Below are 15,131 nucleotides of genomic sequence, written 5' to 3'. Positions count from 1 at the left end.
GCGTGCCAAAATTTAACTACATGTTTTTTATATAAATATTTATTTTTTAAATAAAAAAATTCATGTTTTCACTAAATTAACTCTAATTCTCACATATACATGAATTTATAAAGGAGTTGAGAATGAAGGGAGTTCATTCATGGCATCAAAGATACACTCCAGCAGTCAAAAAAAATCCTCCTTGATGGAGGATTTTTTTATTTCAAAAATTTATTTCTGCTCGATGAACTCTTTAAAATCTGCTTTACGAATCATCGCATGGATGCCTTTGGTTTTATCTACAACTTGAGAAACTTCAAAATCAGTCGCAGCGCTGAGATAAGCATATGCAATTTCTTCACTTATGCCATATTCATTTACTAAGAAATTGATTGCTTCACGCGTAGATTTACGCATTGCTTCATCCAAATCTTCATCTAAGCCAGGTGTAATCCAAAATTGATCGTTTTCACCTAATGGCTGAGAAAGTTGCTTACCTGGAATATGATCTTTACCCGCTTTTAACACACTAATTTTAAACGTTGCACGCGCTGAACCTTCTAAAGCAGTTAATGCAACTTCACCATCACCTTGAACAAAATGACTATCACCTGTGTAGAATAATGCACCTGGAACTTGAACAGGATAATAAGCGGTTGCCCCAGCAGTTAAATCATTAATATCAATATTTCCACCATAAAATGAGGGTGGAACTGAGTGAACAGGTTCGCTGGTATTCGGTGCAACACCCATGGTTCCCATAAACGGATTTAATGGAAAACGAATCGCTTTACCAGATTCTGTTTGAATCACCCCCTCCCATACACCCTCTTTATTTTGAGCAATGGGTGTAAATACTGAAACATTGCCATAAGCATCTGGATTTTCTGGCGAAGCATGATCATGTTTTTGACGTTTAGGGAATTCAGGCAATGTACCTTTACCATGACGGTTTGAAATAACACCATAAGGAACACGCGGTTCTATTTTCAATATTTCAACTTTAAGCACGTCTCCCGGCATTGCACCTTCAACGTAGATCGGACCAGTAATAATGTGTGGGCCATCTTTATGGAAATCATGCTTTAAATTAGAGCGGGTGATCAATTTCGCTTCATCTAAAATGTGCTCTTTTTTAACACCTTTAGATGTAAAGTATTTTTCAGCATCACGCCCTTGATCTTCTAATAAACCTTCATGTGACACTGTATCAAAAGTCACAAGACTCCCTGATGGAACCGTTAAAACTGGCTTGGCGTCTTTATTCGGTAGATAACCCCATTGAATGGTATTGAGTGTGCTTGGAATATAATAGTGTCCAGCATACTCACCTTTTTTTAGTAAAGTTGGCTTGCTTTCAATCTGTTTTAAAATTTTAAAATCTTCAGCCAAACTCATGGTCGAAAGGCTTAATATCGATGTAGCAATCGAAATCGATAAAGCTAACTTTTTTAACATACACCCAAATCCAACTATAAATTTCATGTGAAATTATTTAAGCAAGCCCTATGCCAAACATGAATAAAATTCAATTAGATCTGCATTTTCATCTTAAAATATTTCGCCCAATCTACAGCTATTTTTGAAATCTTGTGCCATTGGTCTGTAAAAATGGAGTGCTAAACTTCAAGCCTTTCAAACATTGTATCAATCAGCGTTTCGCATTCTTTGTCAAGAATGTTGCAAAACACTGGACTATTTAAAGTAATGGAACACCTGTATGGCGAACAAATTTGAATTTCAAATCCGAGTGTATATTGAAGATACAGATGCAGGAGGCATTGTTTATCATGCCAATCATATTCGCTTTATGGAACGCGCACGTACAGAATGGTTACGCGCTTCAGGGATTTCACATTACTGGCATCAAAAAGATTACAATTTTGTCGTGCATAAATTAGCGCTTAAATATTCACGTCCAATATTAATGGATGACTTAATTACTGTTACAGCAAGTGTAGTTTCGTGTAAAGCAACGTCTTTTGTATTGCAACAAAATATTTATCGTGGTGAAATCATGCTAGCTTCAGGGGAAGTAGAATTGGCGTGTATTAGCGCTGAAATGAAACCGCTGAGAATTCCAAATGAAATCCGTGATCTAATCGAAAAAGAATTAGCCCACGCATAAAAATATGATTGGCACATGTAACTATGGCAACACAACTCGAATCTTCACTTCACGTCACAGATTTAATTCTTCAAGCGAGTCCAGTCGTACAACTGGTCATGCTGGTGTTGGTACTGGCTTCACTCTTTAGCTGGTACCTTATTGCCAAGTTACATATGACGTTTAAGAAAGCTCGCCAAGGCGATGATCATTTTCAGAAGATTTTTTGGTCTGGTGCAGAACTCAACACCTTATATAACAATGCTCAAGTCAACTCTAAGCGTGAAGGTTTGGAAGATGTTTTTTATCTTGGTTTTGCAGAGTTTCTCAAACTCAAAAAAACCAAAGCAGAAACAGCACAAGTCATTGATGGCACAGAGCGTATTCTTGGGGTGGGTTTAAGCCGAGATCAGAGCCGTATGGAACAAGGTCTCAGTGCGCTTGCGAGTATTGGTTCAGTTGCACCCTATGTTGGTTTATTTGGTACAGTTTGGGGCATTATGAATGCTTTTATCGGCTTAGCCCAAGTTGATCAAGTGACACTAGCAACTGTCGCACCAGGTATCGCGGAAGCCCTCATTGCGACTGCTATTGGTTTATTTGCCGCGATTCCTGCAGTACTTGCATTCAACCACTATACGGCCAAAAGTGAAGAAATTTACTCAGATCGCTCCTTGTTTGCTGAAGAAATGGTGGCGCTTTTACAACGTCGTTCTGTGGGTTCTACACAGGAAGCTGAATAAATGGCCGTTCGTCGTTCAGGGCGTTTCCAACGCATCAAAAAACCACTTAACAGTGACATGAATGTAGTTCCTTATATTGACGTAATGTTAGTACTTTTGGTGATTTTTATGGTGACTGCACCAATGATCACAAGTGGCATAAAAGTTGATTTACCTGAAGCAAACAGTGTACCGATTGAATCTAAGGATGCACCAGCTATGGTGACTTTAGATCAACAAGGACAATACTTTTTAGAATACAAGGGTAGCCAACCAAGTCCACTGAGCTTGCAGGAATTACAACAGACACTTCGTGATGCACAACAAACTGCTGAACGTGAGAATAAACAATTTAGTGTCGTCATTAATGGTCATAACACTAGACCTTATGGTGAGGTGATGACGCTCATGTCTAACTTACAAGATGCAGGGATCAATCAAGTTGGCTTGCTGACCAAACCGATTCAATAAGCTATGAAAGAATCTAACTCCCGCTTTTCAAAAGAAAAGAAAATTGCAATCGGATTCACTGTTGCGGTCCATGTGATTGCGATCACAGGCTTATTGTTTCTTGGATTGACTCAACCTCCTGAGCCAACTAAAACTGTTAAAACAGTTTTAGTGAAACCTGAGGATCTAGTACCACCTGAACCCACGCTATTGGTTGAATCTGATCATTCAGATACAGCGCACCAGAACGTTCAAGAAAATGTTCAACAGACCAATGAGCCGATTCAAAATTCACCAGTGATTCCTGTTGCACCTGCTGTACCTCCTCCAGCTCAACCAAAAGTTGAAGAGCCAAAATCCGACCGTAAAGCTGAGCAAGCGGCTGCGGTTAAAGCTCAACAAGAAGCCGAACGTAAAGCAGCGGCTGAAGCACAACGTCAAGCAACTCAAGAAGCGAATCGTAAAGCTAAAGCTGAGGCCGCCCAAAAAGCCAAAGCAGCAGAGCAAAGTGCAAAACAGGAACAACAGCAAAAAGCGAAAGCTGATGCTGCTTTAAAAGCGAAACAAGAAGCTGATCGAAAAGCTAAAGCTGAGGCAACTCAAGCCAAAGCTAAGCAAGAAGCTGACCGGAAAGCTAAGGCAGAGGCCGATGCTAAAGCCAAACAAGAAGCCGATCGGAAAGCCAAAGCTGCTACTGAAGCCAAAGCCAAACAAGATGCTGATCGTAAAGCTAAAGCGGAAGCAGATGCAAAAGCCAAACAGGATGCTGATCGTAAAGCTAAGGCTGCAGCTGATGCCAAAGCTAAACAAGAGGCTGATGCTAAAGCTCGTCAGGAAGCACAAAGAAAAGCAGACGCTGAAGCCAAAGAGCGTGCCGAAGCTGAAGCTCGAGAATCTGCCGCTGAAAAAGCTAGACAAGAAGCAGCCAACAAAAAAGCTGAATCTAAACGCATCGCTTCTTCAGCAAAAAGAGACTTTGAGCAAAAAATTAAAGGTGCTTGGAGAATGCCAATAGGCTCTTCAGGTCAAAAAGCGACAGCACGCGTGACATTATCTGACAGTGGTTCTGTGACTTCGGTCATCGTCAATGCATCAGATCCAGATGTCAAAGCCAGTGTCGAACAGGCTGTTCGTGCAGCAGCACCATATCCGATGCCATCCGATCCTGATGCAAGGCGTGAAGCTCGTAGTTTCACTTCTTCATTCACCGTGAAATAATAAAAAAACCTTTCGATTCGTCGAAAGGTTTTTTCATGAATTGCGGATAATTACACGCTTTATATAGATTCGGTACGGAGCTATATGCTAAAAAGCTAGAATATTCGAAAAATTAGTATCTTGAGTACGTGACCTCTCATGAAAATGATCTCAAAACATCTTCTCGGTTTAGCAATTTTGGCAGCATTTAGCCCTGCTCTCATTACGACCTCTTATGCACAGCTTCATCTTGAAATTGCTAAAGCACCTGAAGAAGCACCCAAAATTGCTATCGTGCCATTCGTAGGTGATCAACGCTTATACCCTGTTGTAGAGCAAGATTTAAACCGTTCAGGTCGCTTTACCAGTTCATCTAAAAATTTACCTGCAACAGCAACCATCAATCAAGCCAATGGTGCTGCTTGGCAATCTGCAGGCGTACCTTATGTTGTGAATGGTGAAGTTAAAACCAATCCTGATGGTTCATTGGCTGTTCATTACCAACTCTATGATGTCCAAAAACAACAATATTTGCTCAATGAACTATTAACTGTACCACCATCACGCATTCGATCTGCAGCACATATGATTAGTGATGCGATTTACCAAGCATTAACAGGTATTCCTGGTGACTTTAGTGGTCGCATCGCTTATGTTTTGCGAAATCCTGCGACTCCTGATAATCGCTACACTTTACAAATCGCAGATACGGACGGCGAACAACCACGCACTGTATTGAGTTCGCGCGATCCAATTTTATCCCCTGCTTGGACGCCTGATGGCAAAAAAATCGCTTATGTTTCATTCGAAACCAAACGTCCAGCGATCTATGTTCAAGATTTAGCGACTGGACAACGTGAAAAATTAGCTGGCTTCCGTGGCTTAAACGGTGCGCCAAGTTTTTCCCCTGATGGTAAAAGCATGTTGTTCACTGCTTCAATGCATGACAACCCTGAAATTTATCAAATGGATTTAAATACGCGCCAAGTGAAGCGTATGACAAATAATACAGCAATTGATACAGAAGCTCGCTATACCCCAGATGGTAAAGGTTTTATCTTTACCTCAGACCGTGGTGGTTCAGCACAGATCTATCATTACACATTTGCTGATGGTTCAACAAAACGTTTGACTTTCCGCGGAGCATTCAACGCACGTGGCAGTTTAAGTGCCGATGGTAAATATGTTGCTTTAGTACATCGCCCTTCAGGCAGCAACTATAAGGTAGCAATTCAAGAAATCTCAACTGGAATCACGAACATTTTAACGCCAACCAGTTTAGATGAATCACCAAGCTTTTCACCAAATGGTCAAATGGTCGTGTATGCGACACGTGAAGGCAGCCGTGGATTGTTATCGATTATGTCTACAGACGGTCGCTTCCGCATGAACCTACCTAGCGAACAAGGTGAAGTTCGTGAACCTGCTTGGGCACCTAAATAATCGAATTTAATCTTTCAAGGAGATGAACATGAACGCGATTAAAACGTTTGCTCTTCCACTCATTGCTGTAAGTTTAGTAATGACGGGTTGCGCAAGCCGTAAACCAGCAACTACAGATACCACTACGATGACACCACCATCAACGTCCACCTCTGTGAATACGACTGGTCTCAGTGAAGATGCAGCATTAAATGCTCAAAACTTAACGGGTGCTTCTGCTAAAGGGGTAACTGAAGCCAATAAAGCTTTCTTGGCTAAACGTGTTGTTCACTTTGATTATGACAGCAGTGAGCTATCTACTGAGGACTATCAAACCCTCCAAGCACATGCACAATTTTTATTGGCAAATGCAAACTCTAAAATCGCATTAACTGGTCATACCGATGAACGTGGAACGCGTGAATACAATATGGCTTTGGGTGAGCGACGCGCCAAAGCAGTTGAAAGTTATTTGGTTACAAATGGTGTAAATCCAGACCAACTCGAAGCTGTGAGTTATGGTAAAGAAATGCCAATTAATACAGGTAACAATGAAGCTGCTTGGAAAGAAAACCGTCGTGTAGAACTCAATTATGAAGCAGTGCCACCACTTCTTCGCTAATGAATGCAAAAAAAGCGCTCAATTCGAGCGCTTTTTTATATCAGGTTTAAGACCTTTGCGAGTCTGGCATGGGCACTTGCATAGACTCAATCATGTCATGCTTATTAAACTCTTTATATTCAGGTTTAGCCTCGTACTGTTTCCATGCTTCCTTGGAACTCTCTGAACTAATTTCGTTTAAGTCGATTGCCTCACCTGGCGTTGGAGTTGCTTCAAACTTTTGAATGCTCATTTTAAAGCTCCTTTTAAAATCATCCTCCTATCAACATACCATGTTCTAAAACTCTGGCAAGTGCAAAATCACCACAAATAACGCAGGATAATTTCTATTTTGCACTGAACTCATCTAAAATAGCCCAAGATCTAAATTTTATTCTTTTAAAGCTTTTAGGAGCGTCCTTGTAATGTCATACCTCACCTTGTCACAATATCTTGCACAACAACAAGGAAATCTAACGCCTGAACTCTCTAATGTGATTGAAACCATTGCTGAAACGTGTAAAACCATCGATTCAGCATTGCAAAAGGGTGCCTTAGCGGGTGTGTTAGGTAGTGCTGGTAATGAAAACGTACAAGGTGAAGCGCAAAAAAAATTAGATGTTATTTCAAATGACTATTTAATTGATGCGCTAAAAAACAACGAAAATGTAGGCGGTTTAGCTTCTGAAGAACTCGATGAGTTTACCCCAGCACAAGAGAACGGTAAGTATTTAGTTTTATTCGATCCACTAGATGGCTCAAGTAATATCGATATCAATATGTGTGTTGGCACCATCTTCTCTATCTTGCCTGCCAAAAATTCAGTGACACAAGCAGAAGATTTCCTTCAAGCAGGCACTGAACAAGTCGCAGCTGGTTATGTGTTATATGGCCCATCAACTATGATGGCATTAACCGTTGGTGCAGGTACTGTTTTCTTTACATTTGATCCAGAGTCAAAAACATTCCTGTTGACGACTGAAAATATCCAAGTGGATGCCGATACAAAAGAATACGCCATTAATGCTTCAAACCAACGTCATTGGGAAGAACCTGTTCAACGCTATATTGGTGAGCTACAAGCGGGTAAAACATCTGTACGTGAAAAAGACTTTAATATGCGCTGGGTTGCCTGCATGGTTGGTGATATCCACCGTATTCTTTGCCGTAGTGGGATCTTCTTATATCCTTACGATACCAAAGATCCTAAGAAAGCTGGTCGTCTACGTCTTATGTATGAAGCAAATCCAATGAGTATGCTCATGGAACAAGCAGGTGGTGCTTCTACAACAGGTCGCGTGCGTATTATGGAAATCCAACCGACTGAACTTCACCAACGTGTACCAGTCGTTATTGGTTCAAAAAATGAAGTTGAGCTTGTTACTGCTTATCATCAATAATTTTACAATTGAGAGCCTATTGATTTAGGCTCTCATGGAAGTCAAACTGAATGGCCATTATCTTTTTAGAATCTAAAGACAACCCGAAAATTAAACATTTACGTGGTTTAATTGATCAAAATAGTTACCGTAAAAAGCAAGGCCAAACTGTTCTAGAAGGCACACATTTGTGCTTAGCTTGGTTAGAAAAAAATCGTAAGCTGAATTCGATTTTTACCACTGAAAAAGCAATGGAACACGCCGATTTTGACGAAATCGCACAACACTATACAGGTTCAGTGTTTGTTATTAGTGAATCACTCTATAAAGACATTAGCACGCTAGGAACCACCTTAGCATGTTTAGCGATTGTAGATTTACCAACTCAACGTGATGCTCTAGATTATACTCAAGACACTTTAATTCTTGAAAATGTTCAAGATCCAGGCAATGTGGGTACATTACTTCGTTCAGCTGCGGCTGCAGGTATTGAACAAATTGTTTGCACCAAAGGTTCAGCATCTTTGTGGTCTCCTCGCGTATTACGAGCAGGAATGGGTGCGCACTTTTCATTAAAAACCTATGAAAACGTTGCGCTTGAAGATGTGCTGTCTCAATTCAAAATTCCCGTGTATGTCACGAGCTCACATGAATCAGAAAGTTTATATGCAAAAGACTTAACTCAAGCTTGCGTATGGGTACTGGGCAATGAAGGTCAAGGCGTTTCGGAATATGCCCTAGCACATGCTTCAGCAATTACCATTCCCCAACCGGGTGGTCAAGAATCATTAAACGTTGCAGTTGCCGGATCGATTTGTTTCTTTGAAATGGTACGCCAACGGATATGATTCGTTAAAATATATTAACGAAACCACTGAAAATAAAAAAATCTATTAAACTGCTAAAAAATAGTTGCTTAGATTGTCAACCTACCATTATGTTTTGACGTTATATAAATAACGATTAGAAAATAATGGTGGGTACCCAATGACGGGATTTTCCATCTCTATGGATTTAGCACCAAAAAAAGTCAAGCCTGAAGATTCGAGTGTTCTTTTGAATACGGCCGAACAACGTCTTAAATATTTTATGCAAGACGTCACTGGGCGTGCATTGGTGATGATGGAAAGTGCAACTCAAGGACACAATGGCATTGCCATGGATTTAGTCCAAGAAGCTTTTATATCTTTGCATAAATCTTATGCTGATAAATCCACTGCAGAGTGGTATCCCCTTTTCTATACCATTTTAAATAACAAACTTCAGGATTGGCGTCGTAAAGAATCTCGACGGGCTTTTCCATTCTCGTTATTTAAAAAAAATAACCACGATGAAGATGATGACGAAACCATCAATATTGTGGATGAATCAACACCTAATCCGCTGCAATTTCTTGCACAAGAGATGGCTGTTGAGGAGATTCAAAATGCAATTTCTAAGTTACCTGTTCGCCAACAACAAGCATTTATGTTGAGAGCATGGGAAGGGTTTGATACACAAACCACAGCCGAAATCATGAATTGTTCAGAAGGCAGTGTAAAGACCCATTACCATCGAGCTATACAGGGCTTAAGATCTGCTTTGTCTCACTTAAACCCAATTGACGGGGGATCATCGGATGAATCATGATGAATTTACGAAACAAGTGACTGAAAAATTGAATGTACTGGCATCACAACATCGCAATAAAGCGGTCGTGATGGAGCATGTACTCGATGAGATTAAAGACAAACCGTTATTTTCTCAGTTGATGACTTGGAAAGTTACTGGTTTTGCATTAGCAGCCGCGATCACAGGATTTGTGGTACTTCCAAATGCATTTGATTTGGAAGAAGCTCCAAGCCCACAACAAGTGATTGTCACCCCTAAACTTTCTCCGCAAATGATGGAAGATCTAGAAATGTTATCTGTTTTTGGTGAGGATAAATCAGCTCATGGCAGCTAAAGGCTTAGCAATTGCACTCTGCACATTAGGTTTTTTACAAACCAGTTTTGCAGGCTATGAACGTTTTTGGATCTTCTCGAAAGACAATAATTCTGAACTTAATGAATCTTGGGAATCTCTTTCTGAAGATGAACAAAAAGCACTGATTAAACGCTATCAAAATTTGAAAGAAATTCCTGAAGAACAAAGTGTTGTTCTACAGCAAAGAATGGATTGGTTTACTAAACTGCCTGAACAAGAAAAGATACAAATGCGTGAAACTTGGCAACAGATGAGTTCAAGTGAACGAAATGATTTACGTAAAAAAATGATGAACGCGACGACTGCCGAGCAGCGCAAGGAAATACGTGAAACTTATTTAAATAAATATATGCAACAAACCACCATGAAACAATAAAAGTTTAAAGCCTCTATAAGAGGCTTTATTTTTTTAATTAAAGATATATACCCTCACGTTCAGGCTGATAGAGCACTTTATCAATTTTTACTTTCATTGTTTGCCCATCAGGCTGAGGCCATTCAATTTCCTGTCCTTCCGCCAAACCTAAGATTGCTGCGCCAATGGGTGCAATCACATTAACCTGCCCCTTTTCACCTTTAAAGTCATGGGGATATACCAGCACAATCTCTGTAGGTTCAGTCGATGGTGCAACCGTTATCAGCACTTTAGCATTCATCGTCACTACATTGGCAGGGATATCTTTAGGCTGTACTACTTCAGCACGAGCCAACTCGTTTTCTAAATGTTCCATCGTTGAAGTCAACTGTGGTTGATGCTCCAACATGGTTTCTAAACGATTTAAATCTTGTTCAGAAATAATAATATTTGGATGGCTCATTTTCTGCTCCAATTCAAATGTATAACGACAATTGAATAATTAATAGATACATCAGTTATATCAGAACTATTGAAAAATGACAGATTTGACATTCCAATATTCAATAAAAAAGCCCCCTTGAGGGGGCTTTTCTCAAGTCGAAGATTATTTTGCGTAAACTGGGAATTTAGCGCATACAGTCTCAACTTTAGCTTTCACAGAATTGATGACAGCTTCGTCGCCTTTAGAATCTAAAATATCCGCGATCCAACCTGCAAGTTCACGTACTTCTGCTTCACCGAAACCACGAGTTGTTACAGCTGGAGTACCGATACGGATACCAGACGTCACAAACGGAGAACGTGGATCGTTTGGTACAGAGTTTTTGTTCACAGTAATGTGAGCAGCACCTAACCAAGCATCAGCGTCTTTACCAGTAATGTCTTGTTTGATGAGAGACAACAAGAACAAGTGGTTTTTCGTACCGCCTGAAACAACGTCATAACCGCGTTCGATTAACACTTCAGCCATTGCTTGCGCGTTTTTCACAACTTGTTGTTGGTATGCCTTGTATTCAGGAGCCATTGCTTCTTTGAAGCAGATCGCTTTAGCCGCTACAGCGTGAACTAAAGGACCACCTTGGTTACCTGGGAATACAGCAGATTGAAGTTTTTTCTCAATCTCTTCGTTTGCTTTTGCAAGGATTAAACCTGAACGTGGGCCACGAAGTGTTTTGTGAGTCGTCGTTGTTGTTACGTCAGCAATTTGAACTGGGCTTGGATAAACACCAGCAGCAACAAGACCAGCAACGTGAGCCATATCAACGAATAGATAAGCGCCTACTTTGTCTGCGATTTCACGGAAACGCTGCCAATCAACGATTTGGCTATAAGCAGAGAAACCTGCAACAATCATACGTGGCTTGTGTTCTACAGCTAAACGCTCTACTTCTTCGTAATCGATTTCACCCGTTTCTGGATTTAAACCGTATTGGATCGCATTATATGTTTTACCAGAGAAGCTAACTTTAGCACCGTGAGTCAAATGACCACCGTGAGCTAAGCTCATACCTAAAACAGTATCGCCTGGGTTAAGAAGCGCTAGATAAACTGCAGAGTTTGCTTGAGAACCAGCATGAGGCTGAACGTTCGCGTAATCAGCACCAAAGAGTTCTTTAGCACGGTCAATTGCCAATTGTTCAATCACGTCTACATATTCACAACCGCCATAGTAGCGTTTGCCTGGGTAGCCTTCTGCATATTTGTTAGTGAGTTTTGAACCTTGAGCTTCCATTACTGCTGGAGAGCAATAGTTTTCTGAAGCGATTAACTCAATATGAGCTTCCTGACGAGCATCTTCACTCGTAATAGCTTGAGCTAATTCTGGATCAAAGTCAGCAATAGAGATATTGGCAAACATTAGCGAGGTCCTATTAATGTAGGGCTTTTAAGCCGTGCTAAGATTGGCGCGTATTGTAACATGAACTTGTTAAATTTCGAGAATGAAGTTTAAACAGTTTGCAATTAAATTTGATTAATTCTTGTGTGTTCAATCTATTACTATTAAAAACAAATATCTGAATTATGACTATTCTTTTTAAATTTATTCATTTTTGAAAATTATTTTTAACAATGTACAGTCTAAACTTGCAGCGTCAATATCATAGAAAATGAAATTTCTTTAAATGAGCACCTTATCTAAATAATTCCCATAATTCGTTCAATTCAGCATAATTTATACAATTCATTGACTTTATTACTGTGAGCTCAGATTTGAAAATGTTAAATTAATTACATCTTTATCATTTACTTGGACATTTGCATGCAAGTCATTATCTTGGATACTGAAACCCATACATTAAATGGTTTGCCCATAGAAATTGCATATGCTCCTATTCAGATTGAACAAGGCAAATTAAGTCTTGATCGCGAACAAATCTTTGACCAACTATATAGCATTGGTGACGAAAAAATTTCCTATGCTGCAATGGCGGTTCATCATATTCTTGAAAGCGATTTAGTAGATCAACCCAACTTCGGAACTTTCGAGTTACCTCAAGAAACGACGTATATTATTGGTCATAATATTGATTATGATATTCGAGCTATTCAGCAATGCGGCGTTGAAACAAGTCATATTAAAGCCATCTGTACACTCGCTCTTTCTCGACTAGTTTGGCCTCATGCAGAAGCACACAACATTTCTGCTTTAATTTATATGATTAGTAAAGGCAGTAGCAAAGCCAGAGAGATGTTAAAAGGTGCCCATCGAGCTGACGCAGATATTATTTTGACTGCAAATATCTTAATGCACATTATTCATCATTTGGGTATTCAAAACATTGAAGAACTCTATGAAGTATCTGAAGATGCACGTATTCCACGTACAATTAACTTCGGTAAACATCGTGGGACAGCCATTGTAGATCTTCCAAGTGATTATGTTTCATGGTTACTAAGACAACAAGACTTGGATCCCTATTTGAAAAAAGCCTTAGAAAAAACTTTAATTGATACGCTTTAAGCAATATTTCAAGACTCTCACTTTGAACCTAAAGCTCAAAGTGAGAAATTAACTATTTTTTTAATACTTTTAAACGATTAAACTAAAATTTACACCAATAATTAAAATAATATAAGCACATGATAATCAAATATTTTTTATTATTTTTATTCATTCAACACTGCCCACCTCATCCGCTATTAGACTAAGGCGAAGTAGAACATCGTTGTCATAAATATATTAATGCGATCATACAACAACGGTATAAATAGGTGCCTTATGTCTAAACTCAGCCAAATTCTAGAATTTGATCCTTTAGATAATCCTATGTATCTTAAAAAAGTCGGAAATTGGGTACTCACCTTCTTGCATGCCCATGACCAGGTGGAGAAAATCCAGCTCGCCATTACCAATGTTATTCCGCGTCAAGCAGATGGCTCGTTGCAGCCTCGACGTATTATCATTGAGCAAGCTGATCAAGAACATCAATGGCAAATCAATCACATAGAATGCTTTGATAGCCTTGAAAATAAAGAAGTCCTGCTCAATGCTTCAGAACAAACGGGTGGATCGATCATTCAAGAACTGCTCAGTGAATTTCGAAAATATGATGTTGAGGTCATGTTTAAAGCATAATTCCGATATGAAAAAGCCCGCTTTACGCGGGCTTTATGTTGGAAGGCTAGTGTTAGATTTATTGTTCAACTGAACTCAACTAACTGTCATTGATCCGTCCAACTCGTCAGTAGCGTTGAATATTTACAACCTACTGTGATTTTTAATTTAATACTTTCAATATGTGATGTGAAGTCACTTTAACACTTTTCAACAACTGTATTAAAAAAATACAATTGAACTTTTTTATTTATAGATAAGAATAGGTTTCGCGAATACAGACAAAAACCTTATTAAAAAAGTCGACCCTAATGGGGCAACGTTTATTTCTAAATTTAAGCTCAGAATTAAGCCAAATAACGTGAACGATTATTTGAATGATTTACACCAAAACGTCCAGCAAAAATCGTCACAATCAATCCAATCAATATACCAATAAATGACCATAAAGCAGCTTTTGCAGCAGCTTTAGTCGCATCAGCTGCTTTTTCATGTGCTTGATCTTTAAGTTCAGCATATTTTAATTTAGCAGATTGAATATTCGCCTCTAAATCGTTAAAGAATTTATTCTGCTGTATAAGGAAATTATTGACAGCTTGATTCGCTTCTTGCGGAGTTAGAGATGAATTTTTCGCTAAAGCAGCACTGACTTCATTCTTATTAATTGAAGCAGTCACAGATTGTGCACGAGTTTTTAATTGTTCTGATAACTTTTGAATAATAGCATCACTGTTATCTGGATGAATCATCAACTCTTTTGCGGCAACCTTAATTTGCTCCTTTGCCCATTCACCCTGCGCTTTTAAGAATTCGGGTTGCAATTCCTCAATCCCAGTTTTGTACAATGCTTCAGACATCTTTTCATCACTATTTTCGAGCTTTGGTAAAGGAACTAACTCCTCAAATGCTTGAACTCCGATCTGAGTTAAATTAATGCCACCTTGACCAATTCCTGTTACTACACTACCCGCAGCACTACTGACTGAACTAATCGCACTACCAGTAATTTTTGCCGCGCCGCTAATGGTCATTGCACCAAACCAGATACCTAACAGCAATGAAAGTGACCAGACAATAAAGCCATGGATTGCACCATCAGCTTGAGCCAATTAACCTTCAACAAATCCACCAATAGCCAACGATACTAACAATGAAATAATTGTCAAAACGCTTACTGCTATCCCTGAGCCATTTGTAATATCAGTGGTAGATTGTGGATCTAGGAGGGCTTTGTTGCACAAAGATTTGAAATGCAAAGCGCCCCTAATTGAGCCAAATTTAAGGCGTAACTTGGGTAAGTGGGCGACCTAATTCCGTAAATCTGTTAAGGACTGCTACACGTGCATGGATCTCATTCACTTGGCTATCAAAACTCCTTGCACTGAGTTTATCTC

Annotated in this window: 18 protein-coding genes and 1 pseudogene; 13 read left to right on the top strand and 6 right to left on the bottom strand. The window is 39.4% G+C overall.

Going from position 1 to position 15,131, the window contains the following annotated elements:
• Positions 1–210: 210 nt before the first annotated feature.
• Positions 211–1,437: an acetamidase/formamidase family protein gene (locus AC1M9D_RS05650; protein ID WP_481611685.1), complete on the bottom strand. Its 1,227-nt coding sequence runs from the start codon at positions 1,435–1,437 to the stop codon at positions 211–213.
• Between the two features lie 262 nt (positions 1,438–1,699).
• Here AC1M9D_RS05650 and ybgC point away from each other — a divergent pair, with 262 nt between their 5' ends.
• The 6 genes from ybgC to pal all read left to right on the top strand — a co-directional run bounded on the left by ybgC (position 1,700) and on the right by pal (position 6,499).
• Positions 1,700–2,107: a tol-pal system-associated acyl-CoA thioesterase gene (gene ybgC, locus AC1M9D_RS05645; protein WP_035265725.1), complete on the top strand. Its 408-nt coding sequence runs from the start codon at positions 1,700–1,702 to the stop codon at positions 2,105–2,107.
• Positions 2,108–2,130: 23 nt separating this feature from the next.
• Complete coding sequence (gene tolQ / locus AC1M9D_RS05640) at positions 2,131–2,829, top strand: protein TolQ (protein WP_179998400.1); 699 nt, start codon at positions 2,131–2,133, stop codon at positions 2,827–2,829.
• Positions 2,830–3,279, top strand: coding sequence for a protein TolR (gene tolR / locus AC1M9D_RS05635; RefSeq protein ID WP_092766076.1), 450 nt, complete (start codon positions 2,830–2,832; stop codon positions 3,277–3,279).
• A 3-nt stretch (positions 3,280–3,282) separates the two neighbouring features.
• On the top strand, positions 3,283–4,476 hold the full coding sequence (tolA, locus tag AC1M9D_RS05630) for a cell envelope integrity protein TolA (RefSeq protein ID WP_481611684.1): 1,194 nt from the start codon (positions 3,283–3,285) through the stop codon (positions 4,474–4,476).
• A 138-nt stretch (positions 4,477–4,614) separates the two neighbouring features.
• Complete coding sequence (gene tolB, locus AC1M9D_RS05625; protein ID WP_179998402.1) at positions 4,615–5,898, top strand: Tol-Pal system beta propeller repeat protein TolB; 1,284 nt, start codon at positions 4,615–4,617, stop codon at positions 5,896–5,898.
• 28 nt (positions 5,899–5,926) lie between these two features.
• Positions 5,927–6,499 (top strand): peptidoglycan-associated lipoprotein Pal, encoded by a 573-nt coding sequence (gene pal / locus AC1M9D_RS05620; RefSeq protein ID WP_481611683.1) that lies wholly within the window; start codon positions 5,927–5,929, stop codon positions 6,497–6,499.
• 46 nt (positions 6,500–6,545) lie between these two features.
• Here the strand turns inward: pal and AC1M9D_RS05615 are convergent, their stop codons facing one another.
• Positions 6,546–6,731 carry an NF038105 family protein gene (locus AC1M9D_RS05615; RefSeq protein WP_035265716.1) on the bottom strand — a complete coding sequence of 62 codons (186 nt, stop codon included), beginning with the start codon at positions 6,729–6,731 and terminating at the stop codon, positions 6,546–6,548.
• 172 nt (positions 6,732–6,903) lie between these two features.
• Between AC1M9D_RS05615 and AC1M9D_RS05610 the strand changes: the two genes are divergently transcribed.
• The 5 genes from AC1M9D_RS05610 to AC1M9D_RS05590 all read left to right on the top strand — a co-directional run bounded on the left by AC1M9D_RS05610 (position 6,904) and on the right by AC1M9D_RS05590 (position 10,199).
• Positions 6,904–7,878, top strand: coding sequence for a class 1 fructose-bisphosphatase (locus AC1M9D_RS05610; protein ID WP_180027536.1), 975 nt, complete (start codon positions 6,904–6,906; stop codon positions 7,876–7,878).
• Positions 7,879–7,928: 50 nt separating this feature from the next.
• Positions 7,929–8,705 (top strand): TrmH family RNA methyltransferase, encoded by a 777-nt coding sequence (locus AC1M9D_RS05605; RefSeq protein WP_035265712.1) that lies wholly within the window; start codon positions 7,929–7,931, stop codon positions 8,703–8,705.
• A gap of 160 nt (positions 8,706–8,865) precedes the next feature.
• Complete coding sequence (locus AC1M9D_RS05600; protein ID WP_481611710.1) at positions 8,866–9,486, top strand: RNA polymerase sigma factor; 621 nt, start codon at positions 8,866–8,868, stop codon at positions 9,484–9,486.
• Positions 9,476–9,802 (top strand): hypothetical protein, encoded by a 327-nt coding sequence (locus tag AC1M9D_RS05595; RefSeq protein ID WP_092766070.1) that lies wholly within the window; start codon positions 9,476–9,478, stop codon positions 9,800–9,802. Before AC1M9D_RS05600 ends, AC1M9D_RS05595 begins: the two co-directional genes overlap by 11 nt.
• The gene (locus AC1M9D_RS05590; protein ID WP_092766069.1) at positions 9,792–10,199 is read left to right on the top strand and encodes a DUF3106 domain-containing protein; all 408 of its coding nucleotides are present in this window, start codon (positions 9,792–9,794) and stop codon (positions 10,197–10,199) included. Before AC1M9D_RS05595 ends, AC1M9D_RS05590 begins: the two co-directional genes overlap by 11 nt.
• A gap of 37 nt (positions 10,200–10,236) precedes the next feature.
• Here AC1M9D_RS05590 and rnk read toward each other — a convergent pair whose 3' ends face one another.
• Positions 10,237–10,641, bottom strand: coding sequence for a nucleoside diphosphate kinase regulator (gene rnk, locus AC1M9D_RS05585; protein ID WP_481592890.1), 405 nt, complete (start codon positions 10,639–10,641; stop codon positions 10,237–10,239).
• Positions 10,642–10,785: 144 nt separating this feature from the next.
• Positions 10,786–12,039, bottom strand: coding sequence for a serine hydroxymethyltransferase (gene glyA, locus AC1M9D_RS05580; RefSeq protein WP_180027534.1), 1,254 nt, complete (start codon positions 12,037–12,039; stop codon positions 10,786–10,788).
• A 402-nt stretch (positions 12,040–12,441) separates the two neighbouring features.
• Between glyA and AC1M9D_RS05575 the strand changes: the two genes are divergently transcribed.
• Together AC1M9D_RS05575 and AC1M9D_RS05570 are read left to right on the top strand one after the other, a co-directional pair.
• Positions 12,442–13,143, top strand: a complete 702-nt coding sequence (locus AC1M9D_RS05575; RefSeq protein ID WP_481611682.1) for a putative quorum-sensing-regulated virulence factor — start codon at positions 12,442–12,444, stop codon at positions 13,141–13,143.
• Between the two features lie 258 nt (positions 13,144–13,401).
• Complete coding sequence (locus tag AC1M9D_RS05570) at positions 13,402–13,758, top strand: hypothetical protein (protein WP_180027532.1); 357 nt, start codon at positions 13,402–13,404, stop codon at positions 13,756–13,758.
• A gap of 326 nt (positions 13,759–14,084) precedes the next feature.
• Here the strand turns inward: AC1M9D_RS05570 and AC1M9D_RS05565 are convergent, their stop codons facing one another.
• Entirely contained in the window at positions 14,085–14,846 is a 762-nt protein-coding gene (locus tag AC1M9D_RS05565; RefSeq protein WP_481611681.1) for a hypothetical protein, read from the bottom strand.
• A 169-nt stretch (positions 14,847–15,015) separates the two neighbouring features.
• A pseudogene (locus AC1M9D_RS05560) lies at positions 15,016–15,131 on the bottom strand (IS5/IS1182 family transposase); the annotation flags it as partial.

This window comes from Acinetobacter sp. ANC_7682, from assembly GCF_056779795.1.
The sequence above is the reverse complement of the archived record's forward strand: the minus strand, read 5'-3'. Positions and strand labels throughout refer to the sequence as shown.

Bases quoted from the DNA above. Each gene is read 5' to 3' on its own strand.
- AC1M9D_RS05575 (WP_481611682.1), top strand. From the start codon at position 12,442: ATGCAAGTCATTATCTTGGATACTGAAACCCATACATTAAATGGTTTG.
- AC1M9D_RS05615 (WP_035265716.1), bottom strand. From the start codon at position 6,731: ATGAGCATTCAAAAGTTTGAAGCAACTCCAACGCCAGGTGAGGCAATC.
- AC1M9D_RS05610 (WP_180027536.1), top strand. From the start codon at position 6,904: ATGTCATACCTCACCTTGTCACAATATCTTGCACAACAACAAGGAAAT.
- glyA (WP_180027534.1), bottom strand. From the start codon at position 12,039: ATGTTTGCCAATATCTCTATTGCTGACTTTGATCCAGAATTAGCTCAA.
- ybgC (WP_035265725.1), top strand. From the start codon at position 1,700: ATGGCGAACAAATTTGAATTTCAAATCCGAGTGTATATTGAAGATACA.
- AC1M9D_RS05650 (WP_481611685.1), bottom strand. From the start codon at position 1,437: ATGTTAAAAAAGTTAGCTTTATCGATTTCGATTGCTACATCGATATTA.
- AC1M9D_RS05605 (WP_035265712.1), top strand. From the start codon at position 7,929: ATGGCCATTATCTTTTTAGAATCTAAAGACAACCCGAAAATTAAACAT.
- AC1M9D_RS05595 (WP_092766070.1), top strand. From the start codon at position 9,476: ATGAATCATGATGAATTTACGAAACAAGTGACTGAAAAATTGAATGTA.
- tolR (WP_092766076.1), top strand. From the start codon at position 2,830: ATGGCCGTTCGTCGTTCAGGGCGTTTCCAACGCATCAAAAAACCACTT.
- AC1M9D_RS05600 (WP_481611710.1), top strand. From the start codon at position 8,866: ATGGATTTAGCACCAAAAAAAGTCAAGCCTGAAGATTCGAGTGTTCTT.
- rnk (WP_481592890.1), bottom strand. From the start codon at position 10,641: ATGAGCCATCCAAATATTATTATTTCTGAACAAGATTTAAATCGTTTA.
- tolA (WP_481611684.1), top strand. From the start codon at position 3,283: ATGAAAGAATCTAACTCCCGCTTTTCAAAAGAAAAGAAAATTGCAATC.
- tolB (WP_179998402.1), top strand. From the start codon at position 4,615: ATGAAAATGATCTCAAAACATCTTCTCGGTTTAGCAATTTTGGCAGCA.
- AC1M9D_RS05570 (WP_180027532.1), top strand. From the start codon at position 13,402: ATGTCTAAACTCAGCCAAATTCTAGAATTTGATCCTTTAGATAATCCT.
- pal (WP_481611683.1), top strand. From the start codon at position 5,927: ATGAACGCGATTAAAACGTTTGCTCTTCCACTCATTGCTGTAAGTTTA.
- AC1M9D_RS05590 (WP_092766069.1), top strand. From the start codon at position 9,792: ATGGCAGCTAAAGGCTTAGCAATTGCACTCTGCACATTAGGTTTTTTA.
- tolQ (WP_179998400.1), top strand. From the start codon at position 2,131: ATGGCAACACAACTCGAATCTTCACTTCACGTCACAGATTTAATTCTT.